We start from the raw sequence: 17,476 nt of genomic DNA on the forward strand, positions 1-17,476 counted from the left end.
TCAGTTCATCGTGGGGATGACGAAGTGATTGGTCTCTTCCTTCTTGCCGGAAGGCCAACGCTGCGTCACGGTCTTGGTCTTGGTGTAGAAGCGGAAGGAGTCGGGACCGTGCTGATTCAGGTCACCGAATCCGGAGCGCTTCCAGCCGCCGAAGGTGTGGTACGCGATCGGGACGGGAATCGGCACGTTGACGCCGACCATGCCGACGTTGACGCGGGCGGTGAAGTCACGAGCGGTGTCGCCGTCACGGGTGAAGATGGAGACGCCGTTGCCGTACTCGTGCTCGGTCGGAAGACGCAGGGCCTCTTCGTAATCGGCAGCGCGAACAACCTGCAGGACGGGTCCGAAGATCTCTTCCTTGTAGATGCGCATATCCGAGGTGACGTTGTCGAACAGTGTTGCGCCGGCGAAGAATCCGCCTTCATGGCCTTCGAGGGTGAAGCCGCGGCCGTCGACGACTGCCGTTGCGCCCTCGTCGATACCGATCTGCACGTAGTTGTTGACGCGGTCGAGGGCATCCTGGCAGACCAGGGGACCGAAATCGACACCTTCGTCGTCACTGCGACCGATCTTGAGCTTCGCGACGCGTTCCTTCAGCTTGGCGACCAGCGCATCTGCTGTCTCTTCACCGACGGGAACGGCAACGGAGATGGCCATGCAACGCTCACCGGCACTACCGTAACCGGCACCGATCAGGGCGTCGGCAACCTCGTCGAGATCGGCGTCCGGCATGACGATCGCGTGGTTCTTGGCGCCGCCGAAGCACTGCGCGCGCTTGCCGTGAGCTGCGGCCGTCTCGTAGATGTACTGGGCGATCGGCGTGGAGCCGACAAAGCCGACAGCCTTGATGCGGTCGTCGGTGAGCAGGACGTCGACAACTTCCTTGTCACCGTTGACCACGTTGAACACGCCTGCGGGCAGTCCGGCTTCGAGGAACAGTTCGGCCAGGCGCAGCGGCACGGAGGGGTCGCGCTCGGACGGCTTGAGAATGAAAGCGTTGCCGGCTGCGAGGGCCGGGCCGGCCTTCCACAGCGGGATCATCGCGGGGAAGTTGAAGGGCGTGATGCCCGCAACGACGCCGAGCGGCTGACGCATCGAGTACACGTCGATGCCGGTGCCTGCGCTCTCGGTGAATTCACCCTTGAGCAGGTGCGGAGCGCCCACGGCGAACTCGATGACCTCGAGGCCGCGCTGGATGTCGCCCTTGGCGTCGGCGACGGTCTTGCCGTGCTCGGACGAGAGGAGCCGAGCCAGGGAATCCATCTCGGCCTGGGCGAGCTGGAGGAATTTCATGAGGACGCGGGCGCGCTTCTGCGGGTTGAAAGCAGCCCAGACCTTCTGCGCCTCTTCTGCATTGGCGATGATGGCTTCGGTTTCCGCCTTGCTCGCGAGCGGAACGCGCGCCTGAACCTGACCGGTGTTGGGATCGAAGACGTCCGCAAATCGATCGGAAGCTCCGGGAACCCGCTTGCCACCGACGAAGTGCGTCAACTCTTGAACCGCCGCATTGTCAACCATTGTGCTAACCCGTTCCTTGCTCGTTGTGGACTGCCGGAGAAGCAGCGCTAACTATATCGACCATCCTATAGTTGGATGTCCATGTATGTCTAGAGCAGAGGCCGCGGACAGCGCCATTTCCCGGTCGGTGACCTCGTATCCCCCACTGCCACCGCCCGGTCCACCAGAACCTTCGACAATCGTGCGAGCGGACAGGTGGATCGCGTCGACTCCGGTGGCCGCAACCGCGGCAATATCACCGATTCGTACCCCACCACCAGCCATGATCTGGATCCGTCGGGCGGCATGATCGACCAGGGCTCCCAACTCTGCCAACCCCTCGGCGCAGGTCGGGGCACCACCAGACGTCAGGACACGGGTTACGTCGAGATTCACCAGGATGTCGAGTGCCGCCCGTCTGTCCGGCACGACGTCGATAGCTCGATGTGCGGTCACTTCGACAACCGAGGGATCGACGCACTCGATGACCGAACGCAGTGCGTCGACATCGATCGCGGAGGTCTCGGTCAGAGCGCCGATCACTATCCCGGACGCACCCGCCGCCACTGCTGCGCGTGCATCACGGCGTATCACCGCCATCTCGTCGGCTGCGTACACAAATCCACCGGCCCGCGGCCGGATCAGGACGTGGACTGGAACACCCACTGCCACAACTGCTTCGATCAATCCGATGCTGGGGGTGAGACCGCCCGTTGCACCCAGCGCCGCACAGAGTTCAACACGCGCCGCCCCCACGGCGAGTGCGGTCTGCGCCCCGCGAACATCCTGAACGGCAAGTTCGAGAGCTGTCATGTCAATACGACTGCCACGGTGGCTTGTTCTCGAGCGCGTACCGGTAGTAGTCTGCCAATTTCAGCCTTCCGGCAGCGGCTTCGTCGATGACCACGGTGACGTGGCGGTGCCACTGCAGCACCGATGCCGGGCAAAATGCGGTCAGCGGGCCTTCGACTGCTGCAGCAATAGCGTCGGCTTTACCTTCACCGGTCGCAATCATCACCAAATGCCGTGCATCACTGATAGTTCCGAGACCTTGGGTGAGAACGTGATGGGGAACGTCATCGGGACGCTCGAAGAAACGAGCGTTGTCGATTCGCGTCTGCTCCGTCAAAGTCTTGACCCGTGTGCGCGACGACAGCGCGGAGCCCGGCTCGTTGAAACCGATGTGTCCGTCGGTGCCGATTCCGAGCAGTTGGACGTCCACTCCCCCAGCTTCGGCGATACTACGGTCGTACCGTTCCACTTCCGCCTCCGGAATTCCAGCTTCACCGTCCGGGCTGAAAACCCGGTCCGGATCCAGATTGACGTGATCGACGAATTCGGCGCGAATTACCGAATAGTACGACTGTGAATGGCTTTTCGGTAGACCGAGATACTCGTCGAGCAAGAAGGCCTGAGCCTGCGAGAAGTCCAGTCCAGACACCCGGTGACGACGCGCCAGTTCGCGGTACGTCCCGATCGGCGACGAACCTGTTGCGAGCCCGAGCGTTGTAGCGCGACGCCGGACATAGCCTTCGACGATGTCTGCTGCTGTCGAGTCGACCTCCAGCGGGGTAGGCATGATGACAATTTCCATCAGATTTCCTTTCCGGCGGCCCGACCGCCGTGTAGTACGCGCACCGGGCGCAGGTGACGATCGGTGACCAGGATGTCGGCGCGGTAGCCGGCAGTCAGCGATCCATGTGAATTGTGCAGTCCCAGCAGTGCTGCCGGGGTGCGGGTGGCAGCGATGACGGCATCGGCGAGTGCAACTCCGCTGTCGAACACGGTGCTACGCAGCACATCCAGCAGTCGTGCTGTTCCGCCGGCTATGGCCCCGACCGAACCGTCGGCTGTGGCAAGTCTGGCGACGCCACCACTCACCACCACATCCAGAGCGCCGAGTTGATAGTTTCCGTCGGCCATTCCGGCGGCGGCCATGGAATCACTGACGAGTGTGATCTGGTCTGCGCCGACGGTATCGAACACCATGGACACCGTTTCCGGAGCCAGATGAACTCCATCGGCGATCAGTTCCACCACCATCTCTCCTCTCCCTGCGGCCGCGAGGCACGCCGCAACCGGGCCCGGCGAACGGTGATGCACCGACGGCATCCCGTTGAACAGGTGCGTTGCGCTCACCCGACCGTTGCGAGCCACCTGCCCTATCCGGGTCGACGTAGTCGCCGCATCGGCGTCGGTGTGTCCGAAGCTGGGCAGGATTCCGCGTCGACGCATGATCTCGAGCAGTTCCTCGAAATTCTGCGTCTCGGGTGCCAGCGTCATCGAACACACGTGCCCGCGGGCCGCGTTGCACACCTCTTCGAGCAGGTCAGGATCCCCGGGAACTATGGCTGCGGGATCCTGGGCACCACATCGAACACAGTTGATAAACGGCCCTTCCAGGTGAATACCCAGAATCTCGCCGTCTTCAACCAGATCGGCCAACATCGCGGCTTGGCGCACCAGGTCCGCGCGCGGCGCCGACACCAAACTTGCCAGCAGACCTGTCGTTCCGTACTCACGATGATGCGACGCGGCCACTCGGGCGCCCGCCGCGTCGGTGTTAGGGAATCCCGCTCCAGCAGCGCCGTGACTGTGGACGTCGATGAGGCCGGGAAGGATCATGCAGTCGGTGGCGTCCGGAACCTCGGCGAAGGCGTAGCGCTGTGCCGCCCCCACCCAGCTGATCAACCCTCCGTCGACCACCACGACGCCGTCGTCGATGGTCCCGGAGGAACTGCCGACAACCCTGCCGCGCAGCACGAGTGACTCGGTCACGACGAATCCCTTATGCGCGCGACCGCTGCCCGCCCTGCCCTCGGGGTACGAGCACTGCGGGCCGCCGACGCCATCTGCAGGCACACCTCGAAATCGAGGGCCGCCAACTCTGCGCGAACGGCCCTGATCGCTGCGACGGACATCGACAGACTCGACACCCCGAGACCCACCAGCACGGGCGCCAACAGCGGATCCGACGCCGATTCCCCGCACACACCAACAGGTTTGCCTGCGGCCGCTCCGGCCTGACCGACCATTGCGATCAGGTCGAGGACTGCCGGCTGCCACGGGTCGAGCAGGTGCGCGAGGCTACCGGTCATCCGGTCGACCGCACAGGTGTACTGGCTCAGGTCGTTGGTTCCGATGCTGAGGAAATCCAGATGTTCGAGGAGATCGCGGGCGCGCAGAGCCGCGGCCGGAACCTCGATCATCGCGCCCACCTTGCCAACTCCGCGGGACCGGGCGAGTTCAGCGAAGCCTGCAGCTTCCTCGGCCGTCGCGACCATCGGTGCCATGACGCGCAGATCCGTGCCGGTTGCATCGGCCGCCGCAACCAGGGCGTCGAGCTGGGATACCAGGGTGTCCGGGTACAGGTGTGCTACTCGGAGCCCCCGAATCCCGAGCGCCGGATTCTCCTCGACCCCGAGATCCAAGAACGGCAACGGTTTGTCGGAACCGGAATCGAGGGTCCGCACCACCACGGCGCTCCCGGAAAAGTGCTCGAAAACGGCTCTGTACGTTGCGGTCTGCTCCGCGACGGAAGGTGCATCATGGCGACCGAGATACGAGAACTCGGTACGGAACAGGCCGACACCCTCACAGTCGGCGGCGCCGGCCCGTTCGGCATCGGCCACGGTCCCGATGTTTGCCGCCAAGCGCACGGCAAAACCGTCTCGGGTGCGGCCGGGACCGCTCGCAGTCGCAGCGCGAGCTGCCTGCAACGACGCTTCCCGGGCAACCTGAGCGCACTGCTCAGAACTCGGATCGATTGTCACCGTCCCGCTCGAGCCGTCGAGGATCAGAACGGCACCGGGGACAAGCCGATCGGTATCGACGCAGTTGACCACGGCTGGAATGCCGAGCGACTTGGCCAGGATGGCGGTGTGACTGGTCGGCCCGCCCTCGACAGTGAGCAGTCCGACCACGTCGGTGTCGCCGAGCGTTGCCGTATCGGCAGGAGCCAGATCCCGCGCCACCAGAATGTACGGGTACCCGGGGTTGGGGATTCCCGGCATCGGTTCGCCGCGCAGCACTGCAACCACTCGTTGACCGAGGTCACGCAGATCGGTTGCCCGCTCGGCCATGTACCCGCCGACCGCGTCGAGCTTGTCGCAGAATCCGTCGAAGGCAACCGTCACCGAATGTGCTGTCGGCAAACCTGATTCGAGGTTCTTCTGCGCCGCGCCGACGATGGCCCGATCCCGTGCCATCGCCGCCGACGTCGTCAGAATGTCCGCGGAGACACCGTCGACGGATTCGGCGCGGCGCAGGAGTTCCGCACTGACGCTCTCGAGCGCCGTTCGAATTCGTGCCAGTTCGGATTCCGGATCGCCGGTGACCGGATCGTGTGCCGAAGTACGTTCGGGCACCGCGAAACTCAACCAGGGTGCGCACACGACCCCGGCGCTGACTCCGAGCGCACTGATCTGGTTCAGCGGAGTGATTGTTGCCGTCGTCATGCGTCAGCGACCTTCCAGTTCCTTGTCGAGTTTCTTCTCCACTTCCGCGACAAGCGGTGCGTCGGTGCGGGTGTCACCTTCAGCGGCAAGCGCCAGTTCGGCTTCGAGGAGCGCCGCATCGGGCTCACCGGCCGTAACCTCGGCTTCTTCCTCACGGCCGGGAGTGCGCAGGTTCCACTTCTTGATGACAAAGCTGAAGAGGAAGTAGTAGATGACCGCATAGGCAAGTCCGATCGGGATGAGCATCCAGGCGTTTGTAGCCTTGCCGAAGTTCAGGACGTAGTCGAAGAAGCCGGCGGAGAAGGTGAATCCGTCGTGGATACCCAATGCGTTGACCAGGGCCATCGACGTACCGGTCAGCAGCGCGTGGATGACGTACAGCGGCCAGGCGACAAACATGAACGAGTATTCGAGGGGCTCGGTGATGCCGGTAAGGAAGGCGGTGAGGCCGGTGGAGAGCATGATGCCGCCGACAAGCTTCTTCTGAGACGGCTCGGCATTGCGCCAGATGGCAAACGCCGCAGCGGGCAGTGCAAACATCATGATCGGGAAGAAGCCGGTCATGAACGTCCCGGCAGTGGGGTCACCGGCAAAGAACCGGTTGAGGTCGCCGCGAATGATCTCGCCGCTGGCGTTCTGGTAGTCCCCGATGAGGAACCACACGGCCGAGTTGAGGATGTGGTGCAGGCCGGTCGGGATGAGCAGTCGGTTGGCTGCGCCGTAGATGCCGCCGCCCACAACGGTATTCGAGGCAACTGCTTCACCGACCCAGTTGAGTCCCGAGTTGAACAGCGGGTACAGAAATGCCATGAGGACACCGACGAGCAAGCCGGTGACGGCGGTCAGAATCGGAACCAAGCGTCGGCCGTTGAAGAATCCGAGGTAGTCGGGCAGCTTGGTTCGATAGAAGCGCTGCCACAGAATGGCGGAAAGTAGACCCATCACGATGCCGGCGAGCACACCGTAATTGATCAGTGACTGATCACCGTTCGGGTCGGTTTTTCCTTCGAGGACGATCGGCGACATGGCCTTGAAAACACCGTCGATCACTATGTACCCGACCACAGCGGCAAGTGCGGTGGATCCGTCCGCCTTCTTGGCCCACCCGATCGCAATGCCGACGGCAAAGATCAGCGGCAGCCACGTGAACACGGCTTGACCGGCAGCGGAAATCACCGTTGCCGCGCTCTCGAGGGGACTGAACCGGCCGAGCAGGTCGTCCTGGCCGAGTCGCAGAAGGATGCCGGCTGCCGGGAGAACGGCAATGGGCAACATCAAACTTCGACCGAGGCGTTGTACGCCGGCGAAGAACGTTGATTCCTTCTTGGGAGTGTCGTCGAGCGTCATCGTTGACCTTCTCTGTTCGCTGGGCCTCTGTTCGCTTGGCCGGAACGGGTCGGCCTGCTGGTTGAGGTACGTGAAGTGGACACCTCGCCCACCGCGAGGAGCCGAAAAATCGTTTTGCCGAAACTGTTGTGGCGTTGCACCGCTAACGGGTACTGTCCGGTCATAACCAGTTGTAGTTTTGCCTGATGAAGCGCAGATGTCAAGACCGGAATGTGATTTAAGTTACGTGTTGACTCGCGTCCCGCTATCAGCCAGAGTGCTTCACCAGCGACAACAACCGGACGCATCTACGACCACACACAGGAGCAGCAATGTCGAAAGCGGAAGCAATCATCAAAGGCCTCGGCGGCGCCGGGAACATCGTCGAAATCGAAGCGTGCATCACCCGCCTGCGCACCGAGGTCAAGGACGGCGCCAAAGTCGACGAAGCTGCTCTCAAAGCCGCCGGCGCGCACGGCGTACTCAAAGCCGGATCTGTCGTCCAGGTGATCGTCGGACCCGAGGCCGATATCCTTGCCGAGGACATCGGGGACATCCTGTGACCGTCGCCGTCCTCGCTCCACTGCCCGGCCGGGTGTGCGCACTAGCCGACGTTCCGGACCCGGTTTTCGCCCAGCAGATGGTCGGATCGGGCGTTGCCCTCGAACCCGCCCGCGACCAGGGCCACCTCACCGTCGTCGCGCCCATCGCCGGGAAGATCCTCAAACTTCATCCCCACGCATTTGTCATCTTCGGCGAAAAGGCAACCGGCGTACTGGTTCACATCGGCATCGACACCGTCAAACTCGAAGGCAAAGGCTTCACGCTCATCGCGGCCGAGGGTGACACCGTCGCAGCCGGAGATCCTGTCGTCAGCTTCGACCCGGCGTTCATCGACACCACCGGCTACTCGGCCATCTGCCCGGTCGTGGTCATGGACTCCAAACCCGATACGGTCGAATCACCTTCTGTAGGAGAAGAAGTGAAGACAGGCGATACCTTGTTTCACTGGTCTACCTGAGCATGAACAAGGCGGGCGCACCCTCGAAAGAGGATGCGCCCGCCTGCTGTTCGCGATTCAAGACCCGACGCGGGTGCCTGCTCGTTCGTTTCCCTGTACTTCCATCTGCAGTTGATAACGATCGGAGCGGTACCAACTGCACGTGTGCTCGATCGGCGCGCCCTCGCTGAAGGACACACGATCGAAGTACAGGACCGGTGCGCCCTTCTTGGTCCCGAGCAACGTGGCGATCTCGATAGTTGCGCCATCAGCGCTGACGGTCTGTTCCGCGCGGTCGATCGGCTTGTCGTACTTGTCGGCCGTCGCACGGTAGATCGAACCGGTCAGGTCGAGGTCGGTGAGCCCGGGCAATTGCTGCGGGTTGTACCAACCGTCGTCAACGCTCACCGGTTCACCGTCGGCCAAACGCAGGCGTTTGACGTGGTAGCCCACCGATCCCGGCTCCATTCCGAGCGCAGACGCTGTGGCGTCCGGCACGGTGTCTTCCTCGTTGACGAGGACAACAGTGGTGGGGACGTGTCCCTGGGCTCGCATTTCCTCGGTGAACGACGCCAGGTGCAGTTTGGACTGAACCTGACGATGAGCGACAAAGGTTCCCTTGCCACGCACGCGCACGAGATAGCCGTCGTTGACGAGTTGACCGATCGCCTCGCGAACCGTGATTCGGCTGACGCCGTAATCCTGCATCAGGTTGCGCTCACTGGTCATCAGGTCGCCCGGCTGCAACTCGCGGGTGCACTTGTGCAGCAGAATGTTTCGCAGTTGCTCGTGTTTGGGTATAGCGCTGTCGCGCAGATGTACGGGCATCACGGCGGCTGCCCCTTTCGTGAAGTGAAAGAATCTATCGTCGACAGGTCCCTACCGGACCTGTCCACTTCACGATACTGGAACAGGCACCGGGATCCTAGTGGTTGGGCTCAGGAGTCCAATTGCCGGTAAATTGCCCGCAGTTCCGCAAGCGCGACGTTTTGCTGTGCCAAATCCAATCCCAGTGCAGCCACCGAGGCCCGCAAGGCATTGAGGTCCAGATCGTCTATCGCAGCCCGGAATTCGACTCGCGGCAATCCTGGGAGAAGAGACGAGTCCCCGAACCAGCTATCCACGTCGACCGCGATAGTGGTCTCGTCTTCCACTCCCCCGATCACATCGCCTAGGTCGACCCCGCGGAGGAGCAGAAGCTGCAGCGGATCGGTATCGATCCGCTCGGCGGTCAGGAAGGCCACGGCCGCAGCATGTTTACACGGCCATCCGTCGTCGGGGCAGGTGCAGTCGAATTGGAAAGCGCCCGGCCCGTCCGGCAGGAGTTGCGCGGCGAGCATGTCCGGCACCACCCCGGAGACCAGCGAGGCCAATGAGCCAGGGACCCTGCGGAGTTTGGTGATGATGTCGTCGATATCGGTGTTGTCGAGTGTGCTGATCGAGAGAGTGGCAGTGAAGGGTTCGAGTTGGGTCCCCCATGCTTCACCCGTCACCCGTCCCGGCCGAATATCGAGCGGCAGGACCTTGCCCGTGCGAGCGAAGGTTCGACCTCGCGAGACACGGCCCTTGTCGCCGATCTGCTCGATGACCCGGACAAATGCCTTGCCCCAGAACGTCCGGCCGAAAGCGGGACGCGACTTGATCGGCGCCGCTCGCTTACGTGCGCCCGTATATTCACTGAAATCGGGACCTCCACGACGCGGACTCATTCGCCCACCGCATCGTCCCCGAGTCGGAGCAACTCACCGAGCTGTTCGACGCTCATCTCCGTCACCCAGTTCTCTCCTGTTCCGACGGCCAGTTCGGCCAATTCACTCTTCGTGTCGATCATCGTGTCGATCCGTTCTTCCAATGTCCCGACACAGACCATCTTGCGGACCTGGACGTTGCGATGCTGCCCGATGCGGAACACTCTGTCGGTAGCCTGATTCTCGACCGCGGGATTCCACCACCGATCCATGTGCACAACGTGATTCGCTGCGGTCAGATTCAGTCCCGTTCCGCCCGCTTTGAGCGAGAGCACCATGATCGGCGGTCCGCCGGCGCTCTGAAATTCCTCGACCATGGTGTCACGGCCGGCCTTCGACACGCCGCCGTGAAGAAACGGGACCCCCGTACTGAACCGCTCGGAGAGGTACGGCACGACCAGTTCGCCGAACTCGCGGAACTGCGTGAACAGCAACACTTTCTCTTCCTCGGCAGTCACCGATTCGACGATATCTTCGATCAAACCGAGTTTGCCGGAACGATGCTGACCGCGACGCATCACCGCAGATCCGTCACGAAGAAAATGTGCCGGATGGTTGCAGACCTGTTTGAGCTTGGTGAGAGCAGAGAGCACCGCGCCTTTGCGCTTCATCCCTTCCGTGCCCTTGATCTGGGCCATCATGTCGTCGACTACTGCGCGATACAGAGCTGCTTGCTCTTCGCTGAGGTTTGCGCGAACCGTCATCTCGAGTTTTTCCGGAAGATCGGAGATGACAGCGGGATCGGTCTTGACTCGCCGCAGGACAAACGGCGAGGTGACGGCACGGAGCCGTGAGACGGCAAGTTCGTCCTTCTCGCGTTCGATCGGCACGACAAAGCGTTCGCGGAACATCTGTTCCGAGCCGAGCACACCACGGTTGGCGAAGTCGAGGATGGATCGCAGCTCGTCCAACCGGTTCTCCACCGGAGTTCCGGTCAGTGCAACCCGATGTGCCGCAGGAATGCTGCGAGCGGCGCGCGCCTGCGACGTCTTGGCATTCTTGATGTGCTGCGCCTCGTCGAGCACAACACGTCGCCAGTCGAGATCCTTCAGGGCAGCAACGTCGCGCGTCATCAAGGCGTAGGTCGTGATGACCAGGTCGTTGTTTCGCACCGCGGCCTCCAATGCCGCACCCGTTGCTCGATCGGAACCATGATGGACGTACACCCGCAGGCTCGGAACAAACCGCGCCGCCTCGCGTTGCCAGTTGCCGACCACCGACATCGGACACACCAACAGTGTTGGTGTCGTGGACTTCTCGTGTGCGAGCAACGCCAACAGTTGGAGCGTCTTTCCCAACCCCATGTCGTCCGCCAGCACCGCACCCAACCCGAGAGCACTCATGTACGCCAACCAGTTGAGCCCTCGCCGCTGATAGGGTCGCAGCACCGCATTGACGTCTGCCGGAACCGGAACCTCTGCCGGTTCCACCGAATTGTTCAGCAGCGCCGACGCCCACCCCGTTGCCGTCACCTCTTCGACGGGCAGGTCTTTGAGGTCGTCGGCGATCAGGTCCTTGATCAGTTCGATGATGGCCCGGTCGCCGCTTGCGTGGCGCTCGCCGACAAAACGAGCAGCGCGCGCGAGCACCTCCCGGTCGGCTTGGACCCACTCACCGCGCAAACGCACAAGGTCCGATTTCGCGTCGACCAGGCGGCCCATTTCCTCCGGTGTGAGCACTTTGTCTCCGAGCGCCAACTCCCAGTCGTATTCCACCAACTGATCGAGACCGACCGTGCGATTCTCCGCAACGATCGGCGAGGACGCCGAGGTGACTTTCACGCGCAACGACGGCGACACGACGCTCCACGCCCGAGGCAGCAGGAGCGTGATCCCTTTCTCCTGCAACGCGATAGCGCCATGACCGACCAGATCCATCACCACAGGGGTCGGCAGCAGGAGATCCAAGCTGTCGTCGTCGCGGGGCACATCCCGAAAGCGCGGGTAGGCCGCGATGGCTTCCTCGAGTTTTCGGCTACCTACTTGCAGGCGCGCGGCATCGGCACGGTGCAGCCGGATACGTTCGGGGGCTTCACCTTCCGCCCGAAGGCATACCTGCAGTCGCCACAGCGCTTCTGCATCGACATCAGCATCTTCGCTCAGTTCCGGTTCGATCAACCGCAGAACCAAATCGGGTTCGTCAGCGGTGAGAGTGCCGCGCCACTCCGTCAGAGACGACGCAACTCGCAATTCCGCATTGTCGAACTGCTCGCCGCGCACCAATGCCGCCCACAGCCCGGTCGTGGGAATGTCGACCGACTCGCCCAGCACTCGGCGAACAACCGAATCGGTCAGTTCGAGAACTACGTCGTCCAGGACGGCTCGGGGTGATCCCACCGCGCGCTGCACGGGAGGCATCGCAACAACCAACTCGCCCAGCCACGCGCGCTGACGCTCGTCGATCAACAGTCGCCAGCGCGGCCACCAACTGCCCTCCGCCCGGCCCAGTTCTGGAACAACCCGGCCGGCCCGCACCCACCGCTCGATTCCCCGGACAACGTGGACGAGATAGTGCAGGTCGCCGGCAACCCGGCCATCTGCAGGTTTGATCCGAAGTAGCAGGTCAACGGCGTCGCCCGGTGCCAGCGCCACCGCAGCGTATTCACTCTGCAGTGGGCCACCCGGCACGGACGGCATCGCGATACTTACTCGATGACGGAATTTTCGGTGTAGGACAGCACTGACCGGGTCGCGGGGATCGTCGACCCCGGCGCCCTCGTGTCCGTCTACCCAGAGTTTGAGCCCCGATCCCGGTGACCAGAGTCCATGTAGCATCCGACCATCCAATCAGGTGCTACCGACATAGGCTGTTGTCATGGTTTTGTCATTCGGTTTCACCGAGTACGGCGGTCCGGCGACCCAATCGTTCTTCGACGTGTCCCTACCGCCACCGGGCGCCGAACAGATCGTGGTGTCCGTCCGCGCCGCCGGAGTCAATCCGGCCGATTGGAAGGTTCGTGCGGGAACACGAAAGGACACCGTACCGGTGACACTGCCGGCCGTACTCGGCCGCGAGGTGTCTGGCGTGGTCACCGCCGTCGGACCGCGGGTCACGGAGTTCGAGGTCGGCGACGAGGTGTTCGGCTCCACGGCAACAGGATTCGGCGGATACACCGAAGCGACCGTGCTCAATGCATCGCAGGCCGCACACAAACCGAGCGGCGTCTCCTGGGCCGACGCCGCCGTGATACCTGTCGCCTGCGGAACCGCGTACGACGCGCTTCATGATCTGGGCCTCGCAGCCGGAGCCACCCTGCTGGTGCTCGGTGCGGGCGGCGGAGTCGGAACGAGCACTCTGGCCTTGGCCCGAGGGCGCGGTATCACTGTGCTCGGCGTCGCCAGCGCATCCAAGCAGGCGGCCGTCGAGGCAACCGGATCGCTGTGGGTGGACTCGGGTGATCTGTGGGCAGACGCCGTTGCCGCCCTCGCGCCCAGCGGGGTTGACGGCGTCTTCGACCTGGTCGGCGGCGATACTCTGCACCAAGGTGCTGCGCTGCGGCGACCGGGCGCCCCGCTCATCAGCGTCGCCGATCCCGTTGCGGCCACCGGACTCGGCGGCAGCGGAGTCGAGCGTCGACGCACCACCGCGGTTTTCACCGCGGTCGCCGAGTTGGTGGCAGACGGTTCCCTCGACCCGGCCGTCGGGCAGCGCTTTTCCTTCGAGCAGGCCGGCTCCGCACTTGCCGGCGTGGAGAGTGGGCACAGCGCGGGCAAAGTGGTGATCGAGTTCGATCAATAGCGAGAGGGGTGGCGGTGGGACGCAGGGGCTCGTGGGCGATAGCGGCCACGATCGTCATGTTCGTTCTCTCGTCGTGCGGCGCGATCGGCAACGGGAGTTCTGTACCGGGTAACCCCACCACGACCGAGCTCGAGCAGTTGCTCAACCAAGTCGCCGTCGTCGATCAACGCCCCCATCCGGGCGGATACGAGCGTGGCTGCAAGAGCGGGCAGGCGTGCGTTTTCGGTCCGGCGTGGTCCGACGATCAGGACGCCCCGATGGGTCACGACGGTTGCGACACCCGTAACAATGTTCTGGCCCAAGACCTTTCGGAACCAACGTTCAAACCTGGAACCCGGGACTGCGTCGTACTGTCCGGCGTGATGACGGACCCGTACTCCGGTGATCGAATCGAGTTCGATCGCGGCCAGGCCAATGCAGTCCAGATCGACCACGTCTATCCTCTTGCCGCTGCTTGGGATTTCGGCGCGAATACGTGGCCACTGAGTGTGCGCATGCGGTTCGCGAACGACACAGAGCTGAATCTGATGGCGGTCAAGGGCAGCGAGAATCAGTCGAAAGGTGACAGCACACCCGGGCAGTGGCTCCCGCCCAATCCTGCCTACCACTGCTTTTACGCCTGGAAGTACCTGAACGTAGCCGTCTCGTACGGACTGCCGATCAGCCGAGCCGACCACACCGCACTCACCGAACTCGAAGAAGCTCGCTGCTGACCTACTTCACCGTGAACGATCGTGTGTGCCAACCCGTTGCACCACCGGGAATGGGCGGAGTCCGTTCCTCGACCTGAACGTTCCCGTCCAGATCGGTGGCCCGAACCTGCACGGTGTGCAACCCCGGCGTCGCGTCCCACAACCACGACCACTGACGCCACGTGTCGATCGAATACTCCTGGGCGAGCGTTGCCGGTTGCCACGGCCCGTTGTCGACCCGAAGCTCCACCGTCTTGATGCCGCGGTGCTGGGCCCACGCGGTCCCCGCCAGCTGAACCTGACCGGCGTTCACGGGTGCCAACGACGCCGGCACTTCGATCCGCGACGCCGTTTTGATCGGCGCCTGCGCGCCCCATCCTCGTTGCGTCCAATAGGCGTCCACCTGATCGAACCTGGTCAGTTCCCACTCGGTGACCCACTTTGTCGCGGAGACGAAACCGTACAGCCCCGGCACCACCTGACGGACCGGATAGCCGTGCTCGAACGGCAGCGGCTCCCCGTTCATCGCGACGGCCAGCATGGCGTCACGGCCGTCGGTCACCACCTCAACCGGGGTTCCGACGGTGAACCCGTCAACGCTGGTCGAGAGCAGCATGTCGGCGTCCGGGTGCACGCCCACTTCCTCGAGGATGTCCTTCATCGGGTACCCGATCCAGGTGGCGTTGCCCGCGAGATTGCCACCCACCTCGTTGGACACGCACGTCAAAGTGACGACCCGTTCGATCGGCGTCCTGGCAACCAAATCGTCGAACGACAAGGTCATCTCGCGGTCCACCATGCCGTGAATGCGCAGTTCCCACGAGTCCGTCGTGAGCTGCGGGACGAGAAGCGCCGTGTCGATCCGATAGAAATCGTCGTTGGGAGTGATGTACGTCGACGCACCGGCAACACCGATGTTCGCAGCGGCCGGAATCGGTGGCGCCGCTGAGGCAGCAGTCGGAACCACGAAGTCCGCCCGGTTCGCAGACGCCCCGGCGATGCGCTGCCCCACGAACTTTCCGGCAGCACCGGCAGCGGCAGCGACGGCAAACGCAACCCCGGCGAGCATCAGGAACTGCCGACGCGGCAGCCACGTGTCGGGAACTCCGGGCGCGGGCGCCACATCGAGTTGCCCGATCAACAGCCGCAGCGTGACGACGCCGGTAACAACACCGATGATCGTGGGGAACGCGTACATCGCATCAGCCGTCGGCCGGTTCACTGCCGCATAGACACCCACCAGTCCGAGGGCAACAAGGATGGCACTGCCGAAGGGGCGTCTGCGGCGCTCGAGGAGACCCGCGAGTGCGCCGAGCAAGGCGATCAGAATCGACATTCCGATGAAGAGCGCGGGTTTGTCGTTGGTCCCGAAGGTGTCGATCGCGAACTCGCGTGCCCACGCGGGAGTCCGGTCCACCGTGGTGGAACCGACGGCATAGAACGGCGAGGAGTCCGGGTTGATCAGCAGGGCAACCAGCTGTCCTACCCCCAGAACCACCGCTGCGGCAAGTACGCCGGAGATGGCACGGGCCACCAACCTGCGACGCGGCCGCGTCTGAGCTTCCGGGTGTTCCTCGATGCTGTGAGTGACCATGTGCGTCTCGGTTCTGCTCGGTGCGAGTGGTTCTGGGGATCGGTTACCTCGTATTCGGAACCGATCCGTGAGTGGATGGGTCTGATCACTGCCCTGAAGTTCACGGTAGCCCGGATTAGAGTTGACGCCATGACTGTCGACCTCAACAAGGACACGCTGCTGTGCATGTCGCTATCCGGACGACCGAGCAACATCGGCACCAGATTCCACAACTATCTGTACGAGGAATTGGGCCTCAACTTCGTCTACAAGGCGTTCACCACCACTGATGTTCCCGCAGCGGTCGCAGGTATCCGCGCGCTCGGCATCCGCGGGTGCGGGGTGTCGATGCCGTTCAAGGAGCAGGTGATCGCTCATGTCGACGTCATGCACGACAGTGCGTCCGCAATCGACTCCGTCAACACCATCGTCAACGAGGACGGCATCCTGCACGCCTACAACACCGACTATCAAGCGGTGGCAAACCTGTTGCGCGAGAACAACGTAGACACGTCACTCTCGGTCACAGTCGCCGGCAGCGGCGGCATGGCCAAAGCCGTCGTCGCAGCGGTTCGTGACACCGGTTTCACCGACGTCACTGTGGTCGCACGCAACAAGGCGGCCGGTGACGCACTGGCCACGCAGTACGGATTCTCGTGGCGGGAAGACCTCGACGATCTGCGTCCCGGCGTTCTGATCAACGCCACGCCGATCGGGATGGCAAGTGGCCCCGAAGCCGATGCACTGTCGTTCCCGGACGTCGTGGTGCGCACCGCGGAGGTCGTTTTCGACGTCGTGGCGATGCCCGCGCACACTCCCCTGATCGCCTTGGCCGAAGAACTCGGCAAGACCGTGATCACGGGCGCCTCGGTTATCGCGCTGCAAGCTGCCGAGCAATTTGCCCTGTACACCGGGGTGCGCCCCAGCGCCGAACAGATCCAACGCGCCTCGGAATACTCGCGAGCGTGACAAACTCGACACTATGAACGACACCGGGGAGAGCCCTCCCGTGCAACTCGCTCGGAACTTCAACGAGCTATTGCAAGAACTACGGGTTGCTCTCTCCGGTGTTCAGATCTTGTTCGCGTTTCTGCTCGCTGTGGCCTTCACGGAGCGCTACGAGGAGTCGTCGGTCTACATCAAGACCATTCACCTGGTGACGGTGATGCTGGTTGCCATTTCCTTCGGTCTCCTCATGGCACCGGCAGTGTGGCATCGAGTCCTGTTTCGCCGCGGATACCGGGAGCGCATCTTGGCGATCTCCAATCGATTTGCCTTGTGCGGCACCGCTTTTCTCGCGGCATCCATGACCGGCACCGTGCTCCTGATTGCCGAGATCGCGATGGGCGGCATCGGCGCGAAGATCCTAGCCGTCTGCGCGGCCGTCATGTTCACCACGCTCTGGTTCGCCGTCCCCGCACTGATCACACGCGACGACAGCTGAG

Annotated in this window: 16 protein-coding genes; 6 read left to right on the plus strand and 10 right to left on the minus strand. The window is 63.1% G+C overall.

All coding sequences use genetic code 11. The annotated features are described in order from the left end of the window. From ACFRFQ_RS29910 to ACFRFQ_RS29935, 6 genes are read right to left on the minus strand one after another with little or no spacing between them, the layout of a single operon-like run. Entirely contained in the window at positions 1 to 1,518 is a 1,518-nt protein-coding gene (locus ACFRFQ_RS29910) for a CoA-acylating methylmalonate-semialdehyde dehydrogenase (RefSeq protein WP_138872716.1), read from the minus strand. A 51-nt stretch (positions 1,519 to 1,569) separates the two neighbouring features. Beyond that, on the minus strand, positions 1,570 to 2,310 hold the full coding sequence (locus tag ACFRFQ_RS29915) for a copper homeostasis protein CutC (RefSeq protein WP_378665207.1): 741 nt from the start codon (positions 2,308 to 2,310) through the stop codon (positions 1,570 to 1,572). Between the two features lies 1 nt (position 2,311). Continuing rightward, a complete protein-coding gene (gene nagB / locus ACFRFQ_RS29920) occupies positions 2,312 to 3,091 on the minus strand; it encodes a glucosamine-6-phosphate deaminase (RefSeq protein WP_378665208.1) in 780 nt (259 codons plus the stop codon). Continuing rightward, complete coding sequence (locus ACFRFQ_RS29925) at positions 3,091 to 4,275, minus strand: N-acetylglucosamine-6-phosphate deacetylase (protein WP_378665209.1); 1,185 nt, start codon at positions 4,273 to 4,275, stop codon at positions 3,091 to 3,093. Before ACFRFQ_RS29925 ends, nagB begins: the two co-directional genes overlap by 1 nt. After that, positions 4,272 to 5,954: a phosphoenolpyruvate--protein phosphotransferase gene (gene ptsP / locus ACFRFQ_RS29930; RefSeq protein ID WP_378665210.1), complete on the minus strand. Its 1,683-nt coding sequence runs from the start codon at positions 5,952 to 5,954 to the stop codon at positions 4,272 to 4,274. Before ptsP ends, ACFRFQ_RS29925 begins: the two co-directional genes overlap by 4 nt. Positions 5,955 to 5,957: 3 nt before the next feature. Beyond that, on the minus strand, positions 5,958 to 7,301 hold the full coding sequence (locus ACFRFQ_RS29935) for a PTS transporter subunit EIIC (protein WP_378665211.1): 1,344 nt from the start codon (positions 7,299 to 7,301) through the stop codon (positions 5,958 to 5,960). Between the two features lie 311 nt (positions 7,302 to 7,612). Here ACFRFQ_RS29935 and ACFRFQ_RS29940 point away from each other — a divergent pair, with 311 nt between their 5' ends. Both ACFRFQ_RS29940 and ACFRFQ_RS29945 read left to right on the plus strand, forming a co-directional pair. After that, positions 7,613 to 7,843, plus strand: a complete 231-nt coding sequence (locus ACFRFQ_RS29940; protein ID WP_045071371.1) for a glucose PTS transporter subunit EIIB — start codon at positions 7,613 to 7,615, stop codon at positions 7,841 to 7,843. Beyond that, on the plus strand, positions 7,840 to 8,301 hold the full coding sequence (locus ACFRFQ_RS29945; RefSeq protein WP_378665212.1) for a PTS glucose transporter subunit IIA: 462 nt from the start codon (positions 7,840 to 7,842) through the stop codon (positions 8,299 to 8,301). Before ACFRFQ_RS29940 ends, ACFRFQ_RS29945 begins: the two co-directional genes overlap by 4 nt. 57 nt (positions 8,302 to 8,358) lie before the next feature. Here the strand turns inward: ACFRFQ_RS29945 and ACFRFQ_RS29950 are convergent, their stop codons facing one another. From ACFRFQ_RS29950 to ACFRFQ_RS29960, 3 genes are all read right to left on the minus strand, one after another. After that, complete coding sequence (locus ACFRFQ_RS29950; RefSeq protein WP_260684468.1) at positions 8,359 to 9,111, minus strand: GntR family transcriptional regulator; 753 nt, start codon at positions 9,109 to 9,111, stop codon at positions 8,359 to 8,361. A 107-nt stretch (positions 9,112 to 9,218) separates the two neighbouring features. Further along, entirely contained in the window at positions 9,219 to 9,989 is a 771-nt protein-coding gene (locus ACFRFQ_RS29955; protein WP_378665213.1) for an SWIM zinc finger family protein, read from the minus strand. Then, positions 9,986 to 12,802 (minus strand): DEAD/DEAH box helicase, encoded by a 2,817-nt coding sequence (locus ACFRFQ_RS29960; protein WP_378665214.1) that lies wholly within the window; start codon positions 12,800 to 12,802, stop codon positions 9,986 to 9,988. Before ACFRFQ_RS29960 ends, ACFRFQ_RS29955 begins: the two co-directional genes overlap by 4 nt. A 40-nt stretch (positions 12,803 to 12,842) precedes the next feature. Between ACFRFQ_RS29960 and ACFRFQ_RS29965 the strand changes: the two genes are divergently transcribed. Together ACFRFQ_RS29965 and ACFRFQ_RS29970 are read left to right on the plus strand one after the other, a co-directional pair. Then, positions 12,843 to 13,766 (plus strand): NADP-dependent oxidoreductase, encoded by a 924-nt coding sequence (locus ACFRFQ_RS29965; RefSeq protein WP_378665215.1) that lies wholly within the window; start codon positions 12,843 to 12,845, stop codon positions 13,764 to 13,766. Positions 13,767 to 13,822: 56 nt separating this feature from the next. After that, on the plus strand, positions 13,823 to 14,479 hold the full coding sequence (locus ACFRFQ_RS29970; protein ID WP_378665230.1) for an HNH endonuclease family protein: 657 nt from the start codon (positions 13,823 to 13,825) through the stop codon (positions 14,477 to 14,479). A gap of 1 nt (position 14,480) precedes the next feature. Here ACFRFQ_RS29970 and ACFRFQ_RS29975 read toward each other — a convergent pair whose 3' ends face one another. Beyond that, on the minus strand, positions 14,481 to 16,052 hold the full coding sequence (locus ACFRFQ_RS29975) for a molybdopterin-dependent oxidoreductase (protein WP_378665216.1): 1,572 nt from the start codon (positions 16,050 to 16,052) through the stop codon (positions 14,481 to 14,483). A 129-nt stretch (positions 16,053 to 16,181) separates the two neighbouring features. Between ACFRFQ_RS29975 and ACFRFQ_RS29980 the strand changes: the two genes are divergently transcribed. Then, on the plus strand, positions 16,182 to 17,000 hold the full coding sequence (locus tag ACFRFQ_RS29980) for a shikimate 5-dehydrogenase (protein ID WP_378665217.1): 819 nt from the start codon (positions 16,182 to 16,184) through the stop codon (positions 16,998 to 17,000). A 13-nt stretch (positions 17,001 to 17,013) separates the two neighbouring features. Continuing rightward, positions 17,014 to 17,475, plus strand: a complete 462-nt coding sequence (locus ACFRFQ_RS29985; RefSeq protein WP_378665218.1) for a DUF6328 family protein — start codon at positions 17,014 to 17,016, stop codon at positions 17,473 to 17,475. Position 17,476: the final 1 nt, after the last annotated feature.

It is taken from the genome of Rhodococcus sp. NPDC056743 (genome assembly GCF_042790355.1).
In the GTDB taxonomy this organism is placed as follows: domain Bacteria; phylum Actinomycetota; class Actinomycetes; order Mycobacteriales; family Mycobacteriaceae; genus Rhodococcus_F.